The 21,574-nt window shown below is 70.5% G+C and carries 16 protein-coding genes, 1 tRNA gene and 1 riboswitch; of the genes, 15 read left to right on the plus strand and 2 right to left on the minus strand.

Annotated elements, in window-relative coordinates; all coding sequences use genetic code 11:
- Positions 1-53: 53 nt before the first annotated feature.
- From OG933_RS25770 to OG933_RS25825, 12 genes are all read left to right on the plus strand, one after another.
- The gene (locus OG933_RS25770) at positions 54-698 is read left to right on the plus strand and encodes a SurA N-terminal domain-containing protein (protein WP_142264683.1); all 645 of its coding nucleotides are present in this window, start codon (positions 54-56) and stop codon (positions 696-698) included.
- A 79-nt stretch (positions 699-777) separates the two neighbouring features.
- On the plus strand, positions 778-1,773 hold the full coding sequence (locus OG933_RS25775; RefSeq protein ID WP_362523772.1) for a nucleoside triphosphate pyrophosphohydrolase: 996 nt from the start codon (positions 778-780) through the stop codon (positions 1,771-1,773).
- Positions 1,774-1,816: 43 nt separating this feature from the next.
- Positions 1,817-4,171 (plus strand): hypothetical protein, encoded by a 2,355-nt coding sequence (locus tag OG933_RS25780; protein ID WP_405629101.1) that lies wholly within the window; start codon positions 1,817-1,819, stop codon positions 4,169-4,171.
- Positions 4,168-5,463, plus strand: coding sequence for a cytochrome P450 (locus OG933_RS25785; protein WP_362523776.1), 1,296 nt, complete (start codon positions 4,168-4,170; stop codon positions 5,461-5,463). Before OG933_RS25780 ends, OG933_RS25785 begins: the two co-directional genes overlap by 4 nt.
- A 205-nt stretch (positions 5,464-5,668) precedes the next feature.
- Positions 5,669-6,694 carry a transglycosylase family protein gene (locus tag OG933_RS25790; protein ID WP_362523778.1) on the plus strand — a complete coding sequence of 342 codons (1,026 nt, stop codon included), beginning with the start codon at positions 5,669-5,671 and terminating at the stop codon, positions 6,692-6,694.
- Positions 6,695-6,899: 205 nt separating this feature from the next.
- A riboswitch (cyclic di-AMP (ydaO/yuaA leader) is annotated at positions 6,900-7,086 on the plus strand.
- Positions 7,087-7,089: 3 nt separating this feature from the next.
- Positions 7,090-7,806 (plus strand): transglycosylase family protein, encoded by a 717-nt coding sequence (locus OG933_RS25795; RefSeq protein ID WP_362523780.1) that lies wholly within the window; start codon positions 7,090-7,092, stop codon positions 7,804-7,806.
- Positions 7,807-8,182: 376 nt separating this feature from the next.
- Entirely contained in the window at positions 8,183-9,469 is a 1,287-nt protein-coding gene (gene eno, locus OG933_RS25800; protein WP_054244161.1) for a phosphopyruvate hydratase, read from the plus strand.
- A gap of 161 nt (positions 9,470-9,630) precedes the next feature.
- Complete coding sequence (locus tag OG933_RS25805; RefSeq protein ID WP_362265259.1) at positions 9,631-10,107, plus strand: septum formation initiator family protein; 477 nt, start codon at positions 9,631-9,633, stop codon at positions 10,105-10,107.
- Positions 10,108-10,231: 124 nt separating this feature from the next.
- Positions 10,232-10,777, plus strand: coding sequence for a DUF501 domain-containing protein (locus OG933_RS25810; protein ID WP_020128480.1), 546 nt, complete (start codon positions 10,232-10,234; stop codon positions 10,775-10,777).
- The gene (locus OG933_RS25815; RefSeq protein WP_405629104.1) at positions 10,774-11,715 is read left to right on the plus strand and encodes an exopolyphosphatase; all 942 of its coding nucleotides are present in this window, start codon (positions 10,774-10,776) and stop codon (positions 11,713-11,715) included. The genes OG933_RS25810 and OG933_RS25815 overlap by 4 nt, the downstream gene beginning before the upstream one ends.
- Before the next feature lie 453 nt (positions 11,716-12,168).
- A complete protein-coding gene (locus OG933_RS25820) occupies positions 12,169-13,563 on the plus strand; it encodes an NAD(P)/FAD-dependent oxidoreductase (protein ID WP_142264676.1) in 1,395 nt (464 codons plus the stop codon).
- A gap of 286 nt (positions 13,564-13,849) precedes the next feature.
- The gene (locus OG933_RS25825) at positions 13,850-15,139 is read left to right on the plus strand and encodes a cyclopropane-fatty-acyl-phospholipid synthase family protein (RefSeq protein WP_362523786.1); all 1,290 of its coding nucleotides are present in this window, start codon (positions 13,850-13,852) and stop codon (positions 15,137-15,139) included.
- Between the two features lie 63 nt (positions 15,140-15,202).
- On the opposite strand, the gene OG933_RS25830 is transcribed toward OG933_RS25825, so the two are convergent.
- Positions 15,203-17,731 carry an ABC transporter permease gene (locus OG933_RS25830; RefSeq protein WP_362523788.1) on the minus strand — a complete coding sequence of 843 codons (2,529 nt, stop codon included), beginning with the start codon at positions 17,729-17,731 and terminating at the stop codon, positions 15,203-15,205.
- A 50-nt stretch (positions 17,732-17,781) separates the two neighbouring features.
- On the minus strand, positions 17,782-18,552 hold the full coding sequence (locus OG933_RS25835; RefSeq protein WP_267022737.1) for an ABC transporter ATP-binding protein: 771 nt from the start codon (positions 18,550-18,552) through the stop codon (positions 17,782-17,784).
- 391 nt (positions 18,553-18,943) lie between these two features.
- On the opposite strand from OG933_RS25835, the gene OG933_RS25840 reads away from it, so the two are divergent.
- The 3 genes from OG933_RS25840 (at position 18,944) to OG933_RS25850 (ending at position 21,521) form a co-directional block, all read left to right on the plus strand.
- Positions 18,944-19,027: transfer RNA gene (locus OG933_RS25840), tRNA-Leu, on the plus strand.
- A 194-nt stretch (positions 19,028-19,221) separates the two neighbouring features.
- Complete coding sequence (locus tag OG933_RS25845) at positions 19,222-20,397, plus strand: 4-hydroxybenzoate 3-monooxygenase (protein ID WP_405629105.1); 1,176 nt, start codon at positions 19,222-19,224, stop codon at positions 20,395-20,397.
- A gap of 233 nt (positions 20,398-20,630) precedes the next feature.
- The gene (locus OG933_RS25850) at positions 20,631-21,521 is read left to right on the plus strand and encodes a Bax inhibitor-1/YccA family protein (RefSeq protein ID WP_362523794.1); all 891 of its coding nucleotides are present in this window, start codon (positions 20,631-20,633) and stop codon (positions 21,519-21,521) included.
- Positions 21,522-21,574: the final 53 nt, after the last annotated feature.

Below are 21,574 nucleotides of genomic sequence, written 5' to 3' on the forward strand. Positions count from 1 at the left end.
CGATCACCGCAAGACTTTGTGCACCGTCGCACAATCTCCTCGGGAGGTTTCCCTTGCACCGCCGTCGTCGCACCGCGCTCCTGCTGTCCGCCGCGATCGTGGCGGCCCCTCTCCTCGCCGCCTGCGGGAACGACGCGCATCCCGGCGCGGCGGCCGTCGTCGGTGACCAGCGGATCACCGTCGCGCAACTGGAGAGCCGGGTGAACGAGGTGCGCACGGCCCAGCGGGCCGCGGTCACCGACGACGCCCAGTACGCGCAGGCCGTCGCCCAGACCGGCTCCCTCGCCCGCGACACTCTGCACGGCATGGTCCTCGACAAGGTGCTGCACCGCGCCGCCGAGGACGCGGGCATCACCGTCAGCCGCCGGGAGGTCCAGGAGATGCGGGCCGGCCTGGAGCAGCAGGCGGGCGGCGCGAAGGGCCTGGAGACGGCGTGGCTCCAGCAGTACGGCATTCCGCCGCAGCGTCTCGACGAGAACCTCCGCCTCCAGCTGGAGGCCCAGAAACTCGCCACCGAACTCGGCACGAACACCAGCCAGCCCGCCTTCTGGAACGCGCTGTCCAAGGCGTCCAAGGCACTCGACGTGGATCTCAACCCGCGCTACGGGAACTGGGACGCGCAGAAGGTCGCCCGCGTCGACGCGAAGACGCCCTGGGTACGGGAGATCTCGGCGGCCGGGACGCAGCAGACGACGTGACCATGTGATCGTACGATCGGGCGGTCCTTCCTGTGGATAACTCGCGGGGCCGCTGACGGGCGTGGGTTACGTTCGGGGTGTGAACGCCATCAGCTCCGCCGCTGCCCACACCACGGCCGACGCCGCCGGCCGCGTCGTCCTGCTCACCACCAGCCACCGCGTCGCCCCCGGCCTGCTGTCCTGGCCCGCCTGGCAGGCCCTGCGCACGGCGGACCGGGTGCTGTGCGCGGACGGCGCGCATCCGCAGCTGCCCTATCTGCGGGACGCGGGCGTCACCGTCGAGGAGACCTCGCCGACCGCCGAGGAGCTGCTCGCCGCCTGCGCCGACGGCCGCACGGTCGTGGTCGTGGCCACCGGCGAGGGCGAACCGGCCCTCACCGACGGCCTGGCCCGCCTGGCCGGCTCCGGCCGCGTGTCCATGCCCGACCTGGAACTGCTCCCCGCCTCCTACGACCTCCCCGGCGCCCGGCTCCTCGACCTCGTCCAGGTCATGGACCGGATCCGCGCCGAATGCCCGTGGTCCTCCCAGCAGACCCACAAGGGCCTGGCGAAGTACGCGGTCGAGGAGTCGTACGAACTGGTCGAGGCGATCGAGGACGGCGACCACGACGAACTCCGCGAGGAACTGGGCGATGTCCTGCTCCAGGTCGTCTTCCACGCCCGCATCGCCGAGGAGGACGAGGAGTCCCCGTTCTCCGTCGACGATGTCGCGGGCACGATCGTCGCCAAGCTCATCCACCGCCACCCCCATGTCTTCGGCGACGCCACGGCCACCACCCCGGAGGAAGTGAAGGAGCACTGGCTGCGCACGAAGGCGGCGGAGAAGCGGCGGGAGTCGGTGACGGACGGCGTCCCCCTCCACCAGCCCGGCCTGGCCCTCGCGGCGAAGCTGGTGTCCCGGGTCCGCACGGCACGGCTGGAGGTACCGCTGCCGACGGCCGAGGGCATCGGCTACGAACTGCTGGCCCTGGCGGCACGAGCCGAATCGGAGGGCGTCGACCCGGAGGCGGCCCTGCGCGCGGCGGCCCGGGCGTACCGGGACGCGATCCGGGGTGTCGAGGGGGTCGATGGTTAGTACGGTGAGCTCCTGATCCGGTTCGTGGGGTGCGGGGGCTTGTATGGAACGGGAGTCGGAGGAGCTGGCGGCCTGGGCCGCGGGGGTGCTCAACCGGGGGCTGCTGTCGGAGAACCGGGAGGAGATCCGGCAGGCGTTCGTCGAGTGGTTCGTGCGACACGGGGGAGCCGGCTCGGTTCCGGCACAGATCACCTCTCCGCTCGACGGCTCCGACGGCTCCGACGGCTCCGACGGCTCCGAGGCGACGCTCGTCGAGGTCGAGGGCCGGTACATCGAGGCCTGGCTCCTGTCCGGGAGGGAAGGAGCGCTCACCGAGCTGTTCGAGCTGATCGACCGCTTCGAGCAGACTCCCCGGCTGCCCGATCCCACTCCCCAGCACGCCGATCCCACTGCCCAGCCCTCCGAGCCCGCTGCCCCGGCCTCGTCCGGTGACACCGTCGGCTACTACGGGGGCAACTACCACGGCCCTGTCGTGGGCGTTCTGAACCAGCACACCTATGCCGCGCCGCCCGGCGTCTTCGTGGTGCCCGACCCCGTCGGCTGGCCCACGGTGGAGGATGCCGACCTGGTGACGATGGGCGTTCGGCCCGCCGGGCGGCGCTGGGCGGATCCGGGCCTGCCGCCGTACGTGCCCCGTGACATCGACGAGACGCTGCGGGACTGGACCGCGCGGGACAGTCTGCTGGTGATCACGGGCGGGCCGCTCACCGGCAAGTCGAGGACGGCCTGGGCGGCCGTGGTCCGCGAGACGGACCCGGGGACCCGGGTGTACGCGCCGGCTCCCGGCACGGACCTGCGCGGACTGCCCGCCCTGCTGCGCGGCCGGGGCGGCGCGTACGTGCTCTGGCTGGACGAGTTGGAGGGCCACCTCGGCGAGCACGGCCTGACGGTGCCCCTGCTGGCCGAGCTGAGGACGCTCGGGGTCCCGGTGGTGGCCACCATGGGCGACGACGCCTACGACACGCACCGCTTCGAAGGCGGACCCGCGTTCCGCCTGACGGCGCTGGCACGGTCGGAGCGGGTGGGCGCGGGGTGGAGCGAGCAGGAGGTCGAGCGGCTGACCGGCCTGCGCGACGACCGGCTCGGCGAGGCCCTCGACCGGCGCGGCGCCACCAGCGTCACCCAGTACCTGGCCATCGGCGTGGAACTCCGGGCCCAGTGGCAGCGGGCCGCGCGCTCCAACAGCCGCTATCCGTACGGGTACCTGCTGATCCGGGCCGCGACGGATCTCGCCCGCTGCGGCGTCACCGGGGACATCCCCCGTCGGCTGCTGGAGGATGCGTGCCGGAGCTACCGGGCGGGTCGGCCGGCGGGGCGTCCGGACACGGAGTCGTTCCAGGAAGCCGTCGACTGGGCCGTCCGGCCGCTGCACGGGGTCACCGGGATGCTGGTACCGGGAGCGCCGCTCCGGGTGGGGGAGAGCGAGGAGACCTGGCGGCCGTACGGCTCGCTGGTCGCCGACGCGGAGCGGGAGGGCGCGAGGGCGGTCCCGGAGGCCGTCTGGCGCTGCGCGCTGGAGGGGACGAAGTACGACACCGGGGTGCACCTGAACGTCCGGGCGACCGCCCACGTCGTCTTCTCGGCCGGGGCGCGGGACGGTGACGCCGGGGCGATGCACATGCTGAGCCTGCTCTCCGAGAACGAGGCGACGGCGCTGGACTGGCTGCGCAGGGCCGTGGACGCGGGGAAGACGGAGCTGGCGGGGCAGGTCGGCGAGCGGCTGCTCGGGCAGGGGGAGGCGGAGGAGGCGCTGCCGTATCTGCGGGCGGCGGCCGAGGCGAAGCCCGATGGTCCGCAGGCGCGACTGGTCGGGGAGGCACACCTGGCGCTGGCCGAGCAGTGGCTGCGCAAGGCGGTGGCCGACGCCGACATGGCGGCGACACACCGACTGGGGGACCTGCTGCTGGGGCGTGGCGACCTCGGCGAGGCGATGGACCACTACATCAATGCCGAGATGGCGGGATACGCCCCCGTCGCCCGGAGCGCGGCCGTGTCCTTCCTGCTGAGTCACGAGGAGGAAGCCGCCGAGGTACTGCTGGCCCGCGCCGCCGCCGACGGTGACGAGGGGGCCGCGGAGTTGCTGGCCGACCTCCGCAAGCCGCGGCAGAGCCTGGACGACGCCGCGGACTACTTCGCCGGCGACGGCAGGCTGGACGCCACGCACAGGGCCGCCGTGGTGGAGAAGACGGGGGTCCCGGACGAGGCCCGCCAGGGATACGAGCAGGGCCACGCCCAGGGCGACGCCTACGCCGCCTACCGGCTCGCCCTGCTCCTCGAGAAGCAGGACAACCCCGCCGAAGCCCTCCTCTGGTACCGCAAGGCCGCCGACATGGGGCACCCCGCCGCGCGGAAGGCCCTCGCGGAGCGCGGCGAGGACACCGCTACGGTCAGGGAGTGACCGAGCAGCCCGACACAGACAACCCGGACCGCACCGCTCCCGAACTCTTCACCTGGGAGTTCGCGACCGACCCCTACCCCGCCTACGCCTGGCTGCGCGAGCACGCGCCCGTGCACCGCACCGTCCTGCCCAGTGGGGTCGAGGCCTGGCTGGTCACCCGGTACGCCGACGCGAAACAGGCCCTCGCCGACCAGCGGCTCTCCAAGAACCCGGCGCACCACGACGAACCGGCGCACGCCAAGGGCAAGACCGGCATCCCCGGTGAGCGCAAGGCCGAGCTGATGACGCATCTGCTCAACATCGACCCGCCGGACCACACCCGGCTGCGACGGCTCGTCAGCAAGGCCTTCACCCCGCGCCGGGTCGCCGAGTTCGCGCCCCGGGTCCAGGAGCTGACGGATCAGCTCATCGACCGGTTCGCCGCCGAGGGGAAGGCCGACCTCATCCACGATTTCGCCTTCCCTCTCCCCATCTACGCGATCTGCGACCTCCTGGGCGTCCCCCGTGAGGACCAGGACGACTTCCGCGACTGGGCGGGGATGATGATCCGGCACGGCGGGGGCCCGCGGGGCGGTGTCGCGCGGTCGGTGAAGAAGATGCGCGGTTATCTGCTGGAGCTCATCCACCGCAAGCGCGCGGAGCTTCCCGCCGACCCGGCTCCCGGCGAGGACCTCATCTCGGGTCTGATCCGTGCCTCGGACCACGGCGAGCACCTCACCGAGAACGAGGCCGCCGCCATGGCCTTCATCCTGCTGTTCGCGGGCTTCGAGACGACCGTCAATCTCATCGGCAACGGCACCTACGCCCTCCTCACCCACCCCGAGCAGCGCGCACGCCTCCAGCGGTCGCTCACCGAGGACGAAGGCGACCGCGGTCTGCTCGAGACGGGCGTCGAGGAACTCCTGCGCTACGACGGCCCCGTGGAACTCGCCACCTGGCGGTTCGCGACCGAGCCGCTGCGCATCGGCGGCCAGGACATCGCGCCGGGCGACCCCGTGCTCGTGGTGCTGGCGGCCGCCGACCGTGATCCGGCGCGCTTCTCGGACCCCGACACCCTCGATCTGTCCCGCCGTGACAACCAGCACCTCGGCTACGGCCACGGCATCCACTACTGCCTGGGAGCCCCGCTGGCCCGGCTGGAGGGCCAGGCCGCGCTGGCCACCCTGCTCACCCGGCTGCCCGATCTCCGACTGGCCGTGGATCCGGACGAGTTGAGATGGCGTGGCGGGCTCATCATGCGCGGGCTGCGGACTTTGCCGGTCGAGTTCACTCCGGTGCATTCCGGCCCATAAGCGATCCGCGTCTGATCGGATGTCAGCCGGAGTGTGACCGTTCGGCGGAGTAAAGGTGACCAACACTCAAGTCTGTGATCTTCACGTGATCTGCGCGGCATTAACTTGTGACAAGTGATCGTCTGCCGATACGTTCTCTCGTCAGCGCGACGCATCGATTTCACCCGCCGCGCCGGTCAGTGCTGTCCAGAGAAAGGCCCCTCGCATGCTCTCCGGGAACGGTCGTCACCGTCGCCCCCGCCAGGCCCCGGCCCTCCTTGTCGCGGCCGGAGTGACGGGCTCCGCCATCGCCATCCCGCTGCTCGCCGCCTCCGGCGCGAGTGCGGCGGACGGCACGGTGTGGGACAAGGTGGCGCAGTGCGAGACCGGCGGCTCGTGGAGCGCCGACGAGGGTGGTGGCGAGTACGGCGGCCTGAGCCTCACCCAGAAGGACTGGGTGGCGCACGGCGGCCTCGACTACGCGACCAGTCCCGACCTGGCCAGCCGCAGCCAGCAGATCGCCGTCGCGCAGAAGGTGCTCGCGGCCGAGGGGATCGGCGCGTGGGGCACCTGCGGGCTGACCTCCGGGCTCACCCAGGAGAACGGCGCGCTGAACGTGGACACCGGCGTGGCGGACGATTCTTCCGGCTCGTCCGACTCATCTGGTTCTTCCGGATTGTCCGACCTGTCCCGGGGGTTGTCCGGATCCTCGGGCTCCTCGGGTTCCACGGCCGACGAGGACTCCTCGACCGGATCGTCCGACTCGTCCACCGATTCCTCCAGTTCGCCTTCCGCGTCCGCTTCCTCCCCTTCGTCCTCTTCCTCCGCCGCCACGGACGACTCCGGTACGTCCGGTGGTTCCGGCGGCCGGAGCGACGGCTCGACGGGCGACGGCTCGACCACGGCGACCCCGGGTACGGACGAGTCGGACAAATATGTACAGGATGAAGGTTCTTGGAGCCTGGTCGACACCGGCTCCCTCGGCTCGGGCAAGCACCGCGGTGCCACCGCCGACGAGGCCGCGACCAAGAGTGCGACCGACGCCGGCGTGGACGGCACCACCGCCGCCTCCGCCGGGCGGCATGCCGCGGCCACCTATGTCGTCCAGGAGGGCGACTCCCTCGCGTCCATCGCCGACTCCCTTGGCCTCGACGGCGGATGGCGCGCCCTCTACGCCGAGAACAGGGACCTCATCGGTGTCGACCCGAGCAACATCGCCGCCGGTCAGACCCTCGACACAGGGGTGGAATAGGGCGCAAAGCCCAAGAAAAACAGCGGGAGTTCGCGTCACGCTTCGCGCCGAATGTCCGGTTTGGTGAAAGTGTGGGATGAGTCTCAGAAGCCCTGATCGTCTTTGAAATTCCGCCGATCGCGTGTCTACGGTCGAGGCCGCTCGGCAACCCGGGCCCCGGCCGTCGCAACGCCGAATCCTGCCAGCGACGACCCGGGAACAGTCGTCGCGTCAAGCGCCGTAGGCAGGAGCGGGGGACCCAAGGTAAGTGCCGGACCGGTCGGTTGACCGGAACGGCTTGGGGTGAAGCCACACCTCCCACGGAGCAGTGCTCCGACGGGCGAGGAAGTGGCCGGGCAACTCACACGGCCCGAACCCGACAGCTCACCTCGCAGGCGTCGGTGAGGGGATCCACCATGCTGTTTTCCGCCAAGGGCAAGCACCGCCGTCCCTCCAAGGCGACCCGCGTCGCCACGCTCGCCGGCGTCACCGGCGTCGCCATCGCCGCCCCGCTGATGGCGGCCGGCAACGCCTCCGCCGCCACCGCCTCCGAGTGGGACGCGGTCGCCCAGTGCGAGGCCGGCGGCAACTGGTCCATCAACACCGGCAACGGCTACTACGGCGGTCTGCAGTTCTCGGCGTCCACCTGGGCCGCGTACGGCGGCACCGCCTACGCCTCCACCGCCGACCAGGCCTCCAAGTCCCAGCAGATAGCCATCGGCGAGAAGGTCCTCGCCGGTCAGGGCAAGGGTGCCTGGCCGGTCTGCGGCACCGGCCTGTCCGGCGCCGCCTACAACGGCTCGAGCGCCGACTCCTCGAGCTCCGGCTCGTCCAGCTCCTCCGGTTCCTCCGGCTCGTCGAACAGCGGCAGCACCAGCAGCCGCTCGACCGAGGAGCAGAGCGCCTCCCGCTCGACCGACCGCCCGGCCGCCTCCAAGACGGTCACCACCCCGACCGGCAAGAAGGTCAAGAAGGGTGACGGCGAGTACAAGGTCGTCAAGGGCGACACCCTCAGCTCCATCGCCGAGAAGCACAAGGTCAAGGGCGGCTGGGCGAAGCTGTTCGAGCTGAACAAGGACATCGTCACCGACGCCGACCTGATCTACCCGGGCCAGCAGCTCCACCTGAAGTGACACCGCGCCCGATGTGTCACTTCGCCTGAAGTGACACCTGGCCCCCAGAGAAGCCACAGCGCCCTCATATGCGAGGTCGGCACACTGAAGACCTCGTGAGGGTCACCCCCCGTCCCCACGGGCCCCCCGCTCCGGTGCGTGTTCCCCCGTACGCACCGGAGCGGGGTTTCTCTTTGCCCGTTCGTCACTTCCTGTCGGCTTTTCTCGGCCACCCCCTTTGTTCCGGGCGGAAACAATAGGTACCGTCTGTCTGTCCACGGGACGGTCGGTCGGCTGCCGACGGTCCCGGGGCGGTTAGGCTCTAGTCGCAAGGCTCAGCAAGGGCTCATCAAGGCCCCTGGGCCCCGCACAACCAGCGTCACATCCCAAGAAGGAGATGCTCGTGCCGTCCATCGACGTCGTCGTAGCCCGGGAAATCCTGGACTCCCGAGGCAACCCCACGGTCGAGGTCGAGGTCGGCCTCGACGACGGCAGCACGGGTCGTGCCGCCGTTCCGTCCGGCGCCTCCACCGGTGCCTTCGAGGCCATCGAGCTCCGCGACGGTGACCCCAACCGCTACCTCGGCAAGGGTGTCGAGAAGGCCGTCCTCGCCGTCATCGAGCAGATCGGCCCGGAGCTCGTCGGCTACGACGCCACCGAGCAGCGCCTGATCGACCAGGCCATGTTCGACCTGGACGCCACCGACAACAAGGGCTCGCTCGGCGCCAACGCCATCCTCGGCGTCTCGCTCGCCGTCGCGCACGCCGCCTCCGAGGCCAGCGACCTGCCGCTGTTCCGCTACCTGGGCGGCCCCAACGCGCACCTGCTGCCGGTGCCGATGATGAACATCCTGAACGGCGGCTCGCACGCCGACTCCAACGTGGACATCCAGGAGTTCATGATCGCCCCGATCGGCGCGGAGTCCTTCTCCGAGGCCCTGCGCTGGGGTGCCGAGGTCTACCACACCCTCAAGAAGGTGCTGAAGACCAAGGGCCTGTCCACCGGCCTCGGCGACGAGGGCGGCTTCGCCCCGAACCTGGAGTCCAACCGCGCCGCGCTCGACCTCATCATCGAGGCCATCAAGCAGGCCGGTTACGTCCCCGGCGAGCAGATCGCGCTCGCGCTCGACGTCGCCGCGTCCGAGTTCTACAAGGACGGCAAGTACGAGTTCGAGGGCAAGTCCCGCTCGGCCGCCGAGATGACCGAGTACTACGAGGAGCTCGTCTCCGCGTACCCGCTCGTCTCCATCGAGGACCCGCTGTACGAGGACGACTGGGCCGGCTGGAAGGTCATCACCGACAAGCTGGGCGACAAGGTCCAGATCGTCGGCGACGACCTCTTCGTCACCAACCCCGAGCGTCTGGCCCGCGGCATCGAGGAGGGCTCCGCCAACGCCCTGCTCGTCAAGGTCAACCAGATCGGTTCGCTGACCGAGACCCTGGACGCCGTCGAGATGGCCCAGCGCAACGGCTTCAAGTGCATGATGTCCCACCGCTCCGGCGAGACCGAGGACGTCACCATCGCCGACCTCGCGGTCGCGGTGAACTGCGGTCAGATCAAGACCGGCGCCCCGGCCCGCTCGGACCGCGTCGCCAAGTACAACCAGCTGCTGCGCATCGAGGAGATCCTCGACGACGCCGCGGTGTACGCCGGCCGCTCCGCCTTCCCGCGCTTCAAGGGCTGAACCTTCCCGCACGTCCGCTCCGCGGACCTCGCGCACAGCAAGGGCTGACGCCGCGCCCGACCTAACCGGGTCAAGGCTCCGCCAGTCGTACGTACGTCCCCGTACCGGTCCCGTACCGTGTGCGGGGACGTACGTACGTGTGAGACGGGAGGCGGGAAGCAGTGGCCGTGAAGGACCGGGACCGTTTCTCCACCGCGACCAGGATCAAGCTGCTCGGCGAGCAGACCGCGGCCCGGGTCTACCGCTCCCAGACCAAGCGCCAGGCCCGCCGCTCCCGGCTCACCGGCCGCGCCGCGCTCCTCGCGCTCGTCCTGTGCACGCTGATCGTGGCCCTGGCCTACCCGATGCGCCAGTACGTCTCGCAGCGCGCCGAGATCGCCGATCTGGAGCGCGAGAAGCAGCAGGCCAGCGAACGCGTCGAGCAGCTGCGCGACCTCAAGGCGCGCTGGCAGGACGACGCCTACGCCGAGCAGCAGATCCGGCAGCGGCTGCACTACGTGCTGCCGGGGGAGACCGGGTTCGTCGTGATCGATCCGGACGCGGCCAGGCAGTCCCGTGCCGACCTCGGGGCGACCGACCGCCCCTGGTACGCGAACGTCTGGGACGGCGTCGACAAGTCCGACGCCTCCGACCAGTGAACCGACCGGCAGCCAACAGGCAGCCGGAGCCGGCAGCCGGAGCCGGTACCCGGAACCAGTACCCGGAGCCGGTACTCAGAGCCGGTGGCCGGAGCCGCCGGCCAGAACCGATAGAAAGACAGGCATGGAAACGCCCCCGCCGACCACCCCGCGCACCGAGCCCACCGACGCGGACGTCGAGGCCTTCAAGCAGCAGCTCGGACGGCCGCCGCGCGGTCTGCGCGCGATCGCGCACCGCTGCCCGTGCGGTGAGCCGGACGTCGTGGAGACGGCCCCCCGCCTGCCCGACGGCACGCCCTTCCCGACGCTGTACTACCTGACGTGCCCGAAGGCCAACTCGGCCATCGGCACGCTCGAGGCGAACGGCGTGATGAAGGAGATGACGGAGCGGCTCCAGGCCGACCCGGAGCTGGCCGCCGCCTACCGTGCCGCGCACGAGGACTACATCCGGCGCCGGGACGAGATCGAGGAACTGAAGAACTTCCCCAGCGCGGGCGGCATGCCGGACCGGGTGAAGTGCCTGCATGTGCTCGTCGCGCACTCCCTGGCGGCCGGCCCGGGCGTGAACCCCCTCGGCGACGAGGCTCTGGAGATGCTCCCGCAGTGGTGGCGCAAGGGCACGTGTGTGGCGCCGGTCGAGCGGGACGACGCGAAGGCGGCCGCCCGGTGACCCGGGTCGCCGCCGTCGACTGCGGTACGAACTCGATCCGCCTCCTCGTCGCCGACGCCGACCCGGAGACCGGCGAGCTGGTCGACCTGGACCGCCGGATGACGATCGTCCGTCTCGGCCAGGGCGTCGACCGCACCGGACGGCTCGCCCCCGAGGCGCTGGAGCGGACCTTCGCGGCCTGCCGGGAGTACGCGGCCGCCATCAAGGAGTACGGCGCGCAGCGGCTGCGCTTCGTCGCCACCTCCGCCTCCCGGGACGCGGAGAACCGGGACGAGTTCGTGCGCGGGGTGCTGGACATCCTCGGCGTCGAGCCCGAGGTCATCACCGGCGACCAGGAGGCCGAGTTCTCCTTCACCGGCGCCACGAGGGAACTCGACGGGCGTGCCGACCTGGCCGAGCCGTTCCTGGTGGTGGACATCGGCGGCGGCTCGACCGAGTTCGTGGTCGGCGACAACCGGGTGCGTGCCGCGCGCTCCGTCGACGTGGGCTGCGTACGGATGACGGAGCGGCACCTGGTCGTGGACGGGAAGGTCACCGACCCGCCCACCGCCGGGCAGATCGCCGCGATGCGCGCCGACATCGAGGCCGCCCTCGACCTCGCCGAGCGGACGGTCCCGCTGCGCGAGGCGCACACCCTGGTCGGCCTGGCCGGCTCGGTGACGACGGTCGCGGCGATCGCTCTGGGGCTGGACGCGTACGACTCCACGAAGATCCACCATGCGCGGATCGGTATCGACCGGGTCAGAAGCATCAGCGACGACCTTCTCCGGGCCACCCACGAACAGCGCGCGGCGCACCGGGCGATGCACCCGGGCCGGGTGGACGTGATCGCGGCGGGCGCGCTCGTCCTGCTGGCGATCATGGAGCGGATCGGCGCTCAGGAGGTCGTCGTGAGCGAGCACGACATCCTCGACGGCATCGCCTGGTCGATCGCGTGAGCCCGGCGGACCCGCTACTTGCACTCTGCTGAGCAGGCAGGATGCGCGTATGAGCAGACCCGAGGGGCCCTTCGTGGCCCCTCGGACGCGTTCCGGAGGCACCCCTTCGGGAAAGTTCGTGAAGTTCTTCACAAGGAATTCGGCCCAGTCGGAGGACGGAGGCGTCTCCGTTGACCCTTCCGGGGGCCCAACACCCCTGTGAACGTGTTCAAAAGAGGCGTGCGCGGACGTATCGCGGAGGTCCGGAAAGGGTGTCTCCGGCGGCCCTCACGGAGCCCTTCCGAGCCCGGAGAGGCAGCTCACGCGGCATTGACAACGCCATGCCCTACACGCTGGTTCCCGCTCCGCGCCATGACGTGGATCACGCGGGCCGCGGAGGATAGCACACACCCCCAGGAAGCTTGTGAAGGGGCGCACGAGCGACCCCCCTCGAGCGGGTGGATACTCGATGGCATGAGCACCACGGAGCGTCCCAGGATCCTCGTAGTAGGCGGTGGGTACGTAGGCCTGTACGCAGCTCGGCGCATCATGAAGAAGATGCGCTACGGCGAGGCGACCGTCACGGTCGTCGACCCCCGGTCGTACATGACCTACCAGCCCTTCCTCCCCGAAACCGCCGCCGGCAACATCTCCCCGCGCCACGTCGTCGTCCCGCTGCGACGCGTGCTGCCCAAGGCGGAGGTCCTCACCGGCCGGGTCACCACCATCGACCAGGACCGCAAGGTCGCCACGATCGCGCCGCTGGTAGGCGAGGCGTACGAGCTGCCCTTCGACTACCTGGTGATCGCGCTCGGCGCGGTCTCCCGCACCTTCCCGATCCCCGGCCTCGCCGAACAGGGCATCGGTATGAAGGGTGTCGAGGAGGCCATCGGCCTGCGCAACCACGTCCTCGAGCAGCTCGACAAGGCCGACTCCACGACCGACGAGGAGATCCGCCGCAAGGCGCTCACCTTCGTCTTCATCGGCGGCGGTTTCGCCGGTGCGGAGACCATCGGTGAGGTCGAGGACCTGGCCCGGGACGCGGCCAAGTACTACAAGACGGTGTCCCGCGAGGACATGCGCTTCATCCTCGTCGACGCCGCCGACAAGATCCTTCCCGAGGTCGGCCCCAAGCTGGGCCAGTACGGCAAGGAGCACCTCGAGGGCCGCGGTGTGGAGATCTACCTCTCCACCTCCATGGACTCCTGCGTCGACGGCCACGTGGTGCTGAAGAACGGCCTCGAGGTCGACTCCAACACCATCGTGTGGACGGCCGGCGTCAAGCCCAACCCGGTGCTGGCCCGTTACGGCCTGCCGCTGGGCCCCCGCGGTCACGTCGACACGGCCCCGACCCTCCAGGTCCAGGGCACCGACTACATCTGGGCCGCCGGCGACAACGCCCAGGTCCCGGACGTCGCCGCCCGCAAGGCCGGCGTCGAGAACGCCTGGTGCCCGCCGAACGCGCAGCACGCGCTGCGGCAGGCCAAGGTCCTCGGCGACAACGTGATCTCCGGTATGCGGGGCTTCCCGCAGAAGGAGTACTCGCACTCCAACAAGGGTGCGGTGGCGGGCCTCGGCCTCCACAAGGGCGTCGCGATGATCGTCATGGGCAAGATGAAGATCAAGGTCAAGGGCCGTCTCGCCTGGTACATGCACCGCGGCTACCACGGCATGGCGATGCCGACGTGGAACCGTAAGATCCGTGTCTTCGCCGACTGGACGCTCGGCATGTTCCTCAAGCGCGAGGTCGTGGCGCTGGGTGCGCTGGAGTCCCCGCGCGAGGAGTTCTACGAGGCCGCGAAGCCGGCGCCGGTCGCCGCGAAGCCGGCCGCCGAGAAGACCGAGAACGAGAAGGCCAAGGCCTCCTGACCCTCGGTCACCCGACCTCCGGTCATCCGACTTCGGTCACCTGACCTCAGATCACCCGACCTCCGGCCTCCGGGCCGACGGTCACCGAAACACCCCCGAAGGGGCCGTCCGCCATCCGTGGTGCGGACGGCCCCTTCGGCGTGTGTCCGTCCCACCGCCGGGCGGCACGTGTTACATACATGTATTTTGCCGAGCCGTGACGGCCGCGCGGGACTGGACGGCGCGCTCTTCCGTGTTTACGTGGTGTCAGGACATTGCGGGATCACCCGTCACGGAGGTGTGCATCATGGCTGACGCCGCGCCGCGGCTCCATGCCCTCGTCGAACAGTTGCTGGGAGCCCCCTTCCCGGTGCGCGTCCGCGCCTGGGACGGTTCGCAGGCGGGCCCGCCTGACGCGCCGACCCTGGTGGTACGCAATCGCCGGGCCCTGCGCCGGCTCCTCTTCAAGCCCGGTGAACTCGGCCTCGCCCGCGCCTGGGTGTCCGGCGACCTGGCCGTCGAGGGCGACCTGTACACCGCTCTCGATCTGCTCTCCGGCCTGATCTGGCAGCGCGGCGAGGACGCCCGTACGCTCGGCCGGGCCCTGCGCGACCCGGACTTCCGTGCGGCGGTGCGCGGCTTGCTGCAACTCGCCGGACCGCCGCTGCCGCCCGCCCCGCCGCGTGAAGAGGTCCGCCGGACGGGACACCTCCACACCCGGCGCACCGACCGACGCGCCATCAGCCACCACTACGACGTCGGCAACGACTTCTACGCGCTCGTCCTCGGCCCGTCCATGGTCTACTCGTGCGCCTACTGGGAGTCCGGGGACAGCACCCTCGAACTCGCCCAGCGCGACAAGCTCGAACTCGTCTGCCGCAAGCTGGACCTGAGAGCGGGGTCGCGGCTGCTGGATGTCGGCTGCGGCTGGGGCTCCCTCGCCATCCACGCGGCCCGCGAGCACGGCGCGACGGTCGTCGGGATCACCCTCTCCCAGGAGCAGGCGGCGTTCGCCCGCAAGCGCGTCGCCGACGCCGGGCTCACCGACAAGGTCGAGATCCGCGTCCAGGACTATCGGGACGTCACCGACGGGCCGTTCGACGCGGTCTCCTCCATCGGTATGGCGGAACACGTCGGCTCCGAGAAGTACCTGGAGTACGCGCAGGTCCTGTTCGCGCTGCTCCGGCCCGGCGGCCGGCTGCTCAACCACCAGATCGCCCGCCGTCCGCAGCGCGACGAGTCGGCGTACGGCGTGGACTCGTTCATCGACGCCTATGTCTTCCCGGACGGCGAGCTCGCCCCCGTCGGCACCACGGTCGGCCAGCTCGAACGCGCGGGCTTCGAGGTCCGTGACGTCGAGTCGATCCGCGAGCACTACGCCCTCACCCTGCGCCGCTGGGTCGCCCGGCTGGAGGCCGGCTGGGACCGGGCCGTCCACCTGACCAGCCCCGGTCGGGCCCGGGTCTGGCGGCTCTACATGGCCGCCTCCGCCGTCGCCTTCGAACGCAACCAGATCGGCGTCAACCAGGTCCTGGCCGTGCGGACCCCCGGGTCGGGCGACTCCGGGATGCCGCTGCGCGCCCGCACCTGGAACTGAGGGCCGCCCGACGCACGAGGGGCCCCGCCGCAGCGCGCGACGGGGCCCCGAACCGGTCCTGTCCTACTCGGACTTGATCGCGGCCAGCATGTTCAGGCGCGACGCCCGCCGGGCCGGCCACAGCGCGGCCAGGATGCCCACCCCGGCGGCCAGCAGCAGGAACACGGCCATCCGGGCCCACGGCACGACCAGTTCGTACGTCGGCATGCTGGTGCCGAGCAGCTCACCGGCGGCCCAGCCGAAGAACACGCCCAGGCCGATGCCGAGCACCCCGCCGAAGAGCGAGATCACCAGGGACTCCAGCCGGACCATCCGCTTGACCGAGCGCCGGTCCAGGCCGATGGCCCGCAGCATGCCGATCTCCTGGGACCGCTCGAAGACCGACATCGCGAGGGTGTTGATGACACCGAGGACCGCGACGATCACGGCCATCGCGAGCAGCCCGTAGAGCATGTTCAGCATCAGCGTGAACATCTTCGCGACCTCGTCGGAGAGGTCCTGCTTGCTCTGGACCTTGATGGCCGGGTTGGCGCCGAGGGCCTTCTCCAGCCGGTCCTTCGTGGCGTCCGAGGTGCCGCCGGACGTCTTGACCATGACCCGCATGTCGGCCGGCTCGGCCAGGTGCGGGGTGAGGGCGGCGTTGTCCAGCAGGATGCCCTCGATCAGCTCGTTGCCCTCGTAGACCCCGGAGACCGTCAGCTGCTGCTTCTTGCCGTCCTCGTAGTTCACCGTGAAGGACGAGCCGGCCTTCCAGCCGTGGGACTCGGCGGTGGCGTCGTCGACGACGACCTGCCCGCCGCCCACCTTGAAGGAGCCGTCCTCGACCTTGAGGTCGGTCAGCCCGCCGATGGTGGAGCCGGTGACGCCGGTGAGGTACTCGGTCGTGCCGTCGATCCGGCCGGGCGCGTTGCGCATCGGGCTGGTGGCGGTGACCCCGTCGGTGGCCTTCAGCTTCTCGTCGATGTCGGCCGAGAGTTCGTTGCCGTTCGCCATCGACACGACGTAGTCGGCCCGGATCGCGGAGGACGCCATCTTGTCGATGGACTTCTGCAGGCTGCCCGCCATCACCGTCATACCGGTGATCAGGGTCAGACCGATCATCAGCGCGGAGGCCGTGGCCGCCGTACGGCGCGGGTTGCGCACCGAGTTCTGCCGGGCCAGCTTGCCGGACACCCCGAAGATCCGCAGGACGGGCGCGGCGGCCCCTATCAGCGGACGGGACAGCAGCGGGGTCAGGATGAAGACGCCGATGATGAGCAGGACCGCGCCGAGACCCATCGGGGCCTGGCCGTCCGAGCCGCTCATCGTCGTCGCGGCCAGGACCACGGCGACGCCCGCCGCCGAGAACAGCGCGCCCAGCGTGTTGCGCAGCACCAGCGACTTGGTGCTCGCGGTGGCGTGCACACTGCTCATCGCGGCGACCGGCGGGATCTTCGCGGCCCGGCGGCCGGGCAGCCAGGCCGCCAGCATGGTGATGACGACGCCGACGACGAGGGCGGCGGCGACCGTGCCGCCCGAGACGACGAGCGGTCCGTCGGGGACGGTCGCCCCGAGCGTCCCCAGCAGCGAGCGCAGCCCGGCCCCGATGCCGACACCGGCGATCAGACCGGTCACCCCGGCGACCGTGCCGACGACGAACGCCTCGATCAGCACCGACCGCGTGACCTGCCGGCGGGAGGCGCCTACGGCCCGCATCAGGGCGAGTTCCTTGGTGCGCTGGGCGACCAGCATGGTGAAGGTGTTGGCGATGATGAAGGTGCCGACGAACAGCGCGATCCCGGCGAAGACCAGCAGTCCCTGCTTCATCCCGCTCATCGAGGCGGCGATCATCTCCGCCTGGTCGTCGGCGAGTTGCTTGCCGGTGACGGTCTCGACCCGGTCCTTGGGCAGGGCGCTGTCCAGCGCGGACTTCAGGGCGCTCTGCGAGGTCCCGGCGGCGGCCCGGACGTCGATCTCGTCGTAGGTGCCGGTCTTGCCGAAGAGCGTCTGCGCGGTCGCCGTGTCGAACAGGGCGAGGCTGCCGCCGGCCGCGACGTTGCCGTCGTCGGTGGTGAAGATGCCGGTGATCCTCGGGGCGAGGACGGGGCCGTCGACGGAGATCCGTACGGTGTCGCCGACCTTGTACCCGGCCCGCTCGGCCGTCCGGGAGTCGATGGCGACCTCGTCGGCGCCGCTCGGCGCGTGCCCGGTGGTGAGCGGGTACCGGGCGTCCTTGGCACCCCAGTAGTTGCCGCCCTGGGACTGGAAGCCGCCGCCGACGAGCTTGCCGTCCTTGTCGGCGATGGCGGTGAAGCCGTTGACGACGCCGATGGCGGACGCGGCGCCCGGCACCTTCGCGCTCTGCTCCAGCAGCGCCTGGGTCAGCTCGGGCGTCTTGACGATGCGGTCGCCGACGTCGTCCTGGACCTCGGCGGTGACGGCGACGTCGACCTGGTCGAAGCCCTTGGCGGAGCTCTTCTGCAGGGCGCCGGAAAGGGTGTTGGTGAAGACCAGGGTCCCCGACACGAAGGCCACGCCGAGCATCACGGCGAGCACGGTCATCAGGAGCCGGGCCTTGTGCGCGAGTACGTTGCGCAAGGCGGTACGGAACATGGGTTCTTCTCAGTCCTGCTCGTCGGCGAGCGGTCGGTCCCGGTGGGGGATCAGCTGGTGCGGCCCTTGGCGTCGAACTGCTTCATCCGGTCGAGCACCGAGTCGGCCGTCGGGCCGTACACCTCGTCGACGATCCGCCCGTCCGCCAGGAAGATCACCCGGTCCGCGTAGGCCGCCGCCACCGGGTCGTGGGTCACCATGACCACCGTCTGTCCCAGCTCCCGCACCGAGTTGCGCAGGAAGCCCAGCACCTCGGCGCCCGAACGCGAGTCGAGGTTTCCGGTCGGCTCGTCACCGAAGATGATGTCGGGCCGGGAGGCGAGGGCGCGGGCGACGGCGACCCGCTGCTGCTGACCGCCGGAGAGCTGCGAGGGCCGGTGGCTCAGCCGGTCGGCGAGCCCCACCATCCGGATGACCTTTTCCAGCCACTCCTTGTCCGGCTTACGCCCCGCGATGTCCATCGGGAGCGTGATGTTCTCGATCGCCGTCAGCGTCGGCAGCAGGTTGAACGCCTGGAAGATGAACCCGATCTTGTCCCGGCGCAACTTGGTGAGCTGCTTGTCCTTCAGCGTGCCGAGCTCGGTGTCACCGATGCGCACCGAGCCGGAGGAGAAGCTGTCGAGGCCCGCCACGCAGTGCATCAGCGTGGACTTGCCGGAGCCGGACGGCCCCATGATCGCGGTGAACTCGGCCTGCCGGAAGTCGACCGAGACCCGGTCCAGAGCGACCACCTGGGTCTCGCCCTGTCCGTAGATCTTCGACAGGTCCGTGGCGCGTGCGGCCACGGCGGTGGTCCGTTCGGCGAGGGGGCTGGTGGTCACGGGCGTGGCTCCTGACGGGACGACGGCAAGTCTTGGGGACGTGAACCATCGTCCTGGCCGCCGACGGCCCTGTAGTCACCCGCTGTTCCGGTTCCGAGGGCAGACTCGGGTCGGACGGCGGACCGCCGTGTCATACCTGGGGATGACGCCCGTCCCTGAGGGCCGGCTCGTCAAGAACCGGTGGAGCAACCTCGTTCGGACGGTGAAATTCCGTCATTCCGCGTACGCAAGCGGTTGCCACGCGCGAGGCTACTGGCAAGTGCAGATGGCGAGTTCCAGGTGCTGATGCACCCTCAGACGTCAATAAAATAAGACAACATCGGTCCGCTGTTCCGCTGTTCGAGGGACGGATCCCGATAGGGTCGGAAGCTCCAACGGAGCCGTCAGGCCTGCCCAGATGGTGGAATGCAGACACGGCGAGCTTAAACCTCGCTGCCCCTTCGCGGGCGTGCCGGTTCAAGTCCGGCTCTGGGCACTTCCGACGTCTCGGCGATCGCTGCATCCTCGATCGAGGCATTGACCGCCGCGGCGGTCGGCCCCTTCGTCGCCCGTGCCTCGCCCATGTCTCTCGACGTCTCGACCGTTGACACCCGGTGTACAGGAGCGCAGACTCACGTCCCAATGCAGTGAAGAAAACTTCACTGTGCGAACAGTGAAGGGAAACGCCCGATGCGCACCACCGTCGGCATCGTCGGCGCCGGCCCCGCCGGCCTCCTCCTGGCCCGTCTGCTGCACAACGCCGGCATCGACTCCGTCGTGCTGGAGAGCCGCGACCGGGCCTACGTCGAGCAGCGCCAGCGCGCCGGGATCCTGGAGCAGGGCACCGTGGACGTGCTGCGCGCGGCCGGTGCCGGGGAGCGCATGGACCGCGTGGGGCTGCGCCACGACGGCATAGAGCTGCGGTTCGCCAGGCAGCGTCACCGGGTCGACTTCCCCGCCCTCACCGGCGGCCGGTCGGTGATGGTCTACGCGCAGACCGAGGTGTGCAAGGACCTCATCGCGCTCCAGCTCGCGGACGGCGGCCCGCTGCTGTTCGAGGCGGAGGCGCTGGCCGTCGAGGACGCCGACACCGACCACCCGCGGATCCGCTTCCGCCACGAGGGCGTCGAGGACGTCCTCGAGTGCGACTGGGTCGTGGGCTGCGACGGCTTCTGGGGTGTCGCCCGGCAGGCGATCCCGGCCGCATCGACCCGTGTCTTCGAGCGGACGTACCCCTTCGGCTGGCTCGGCATCCTCGCCGACGTGCCGCCCTCGCACGACGAGCTCGTCTACGCCCGCCACGACCGCGGCTTCGCGCTGCTGTCCATGCGCTCCCCGTCCGTCTCCCGCCTCTACCTCCAGGTGCCCGAGGGCACGGACGCGCAGGCGTGGGGGGACGAGGAGATCTGGGACGAGCTGGAGCGCCGCTTCGAGACCGACGACGACTGGAAACTGGCGCGCGGGGAGATCACCCAGAAGTCGGTCACCCCCATGCGCTCCTACGTGCACGAGCCCATGCGGCACGGCAGGCTCTTCCTCGCCGGGGACGCGGCCCACATCGTGCCGCCGACCGGTGCCAAGGGGCTGAACCTCGCCGTCGGGGACGTCGTCACCTTCGCGCGGGCGCTCACGCACCGCGGGGAGACCGGGTCGACCGCTCTCCTGGACGCCTACTCCGAGACCTGTCTGCGGCGCGTGTGGCAGGCCGAGCGGTTCTCGTACGACATGACCACCCTCCTGCACCGCGCCCCTGACGCCACGCCCTTCGAGGACCGTCTCCAGCTGGCCCGGCTGGAGCGGATCGCCTCCTCCCGCGCCGCCGAGACCGACCTGGCCGAGGCGTACACCGGGTTCCCGTTCGGGTGATCGGACAGCGGGTCCCGTCGGGGGCCCGTCCCGGCCCCTCCGGTCTCCGCGCGGTACCGGCCATGTCGCGGCTCGGTCATGAATACGGCCCTCCTGTGCCGGGAATCACGACGCCACGTAGCGTGTTGGCCAGCAGGAAGAGGGAAAGATCCTCCCCAAGCACTAGGGTCAATCCTTTGCCTACCCATTACCCTTGAGCTCAAGGCCGCGCAGTGTGGCCACGGAGGAGTGCAATGAGGAGCAGAAACCCGGTCTTCTCGCGACGGGGGTTCAGCCGCGACAACGGCTACGCGGGCTTCAACGCCGCGCCGCAGGCCGGGGGACCCGCAGTCGGCACGCAGCAGGGCAACCCCTACGCCCAGCAGGCCGGCAACCCGTACGCGCAGAACCCTTACGCCCAGCAGGACCTGCACGGCGCCCCGCCGCAGGCCCCGGCCGCCACCGGCCGGATGACCATGGACGACGTCGTCGCGCGCACCGCGACCACGCTCGGCACCGTGGTCGTCACCGCGGTGCTGTCCTGGGTGCTGCTGCCCGTCGACGAGGCCAACATCGGCAAGTCGTACGGCATCGCCATCGGCGCCGGTCTGGTCGCCATGGTGCTGGCCCTGATCCAGTCGTTCAAGCGCCGCGCGGCCCCCGCGCTGATCCTGTCGTACGCCGCCCTCGAGGGCGTCTTCCTCGGCGTGATCTCCAGCGCGGTCTCCACGTACATCGCGGACGGCGTGGTCGCCCAGGCGGTGATGGGCACCATGGCGGTCTTCGCCGGTGTGCTCGTGGCGTACAAGGCGGGCTGGATCCGCGTCAACCGCCGCTTCTACGGCTTCGTGATGGCCGCCGCGCTCGGCTTCGTCCTGCTGATGGCCGTGAACCTGCTGTTCACCGTCTTCGGCGGCGGCGACGGTCTCGGCTTCCGCAGCGGTCCGCTCGGCATCGTGTTCGGTGTCATCGGCATCCTGCTCGGCGCCTGCTTCCTCGCCCTCGACTTCAAGCAGGTCGAGGACGGCATCGCGTACGGCGCCCCGCGCGAGGAGGCCTGGCTCGCCGCCTTCGGCCTCACGCTGACGCTGGTGTGGATCTACATGGAGTTCCTGCGACTCCTCTCGATCCTCAACAGCGACTGATCCACCTGATCCACCCAGACAGTGAGAAGGGCCCCGGGATCCGATCCCGGGGC

Source organism: Streptomyces sp. NBC_00016 (genome assembly GCF_045040885.1).
GTDB classification, from domain to species: domain Bacteria; phylum Actinomycetota; class Actinomycetes; order Streptomycetales; family Streptomycetaceae; genus Streptomyces; species Streptomyces coriariae.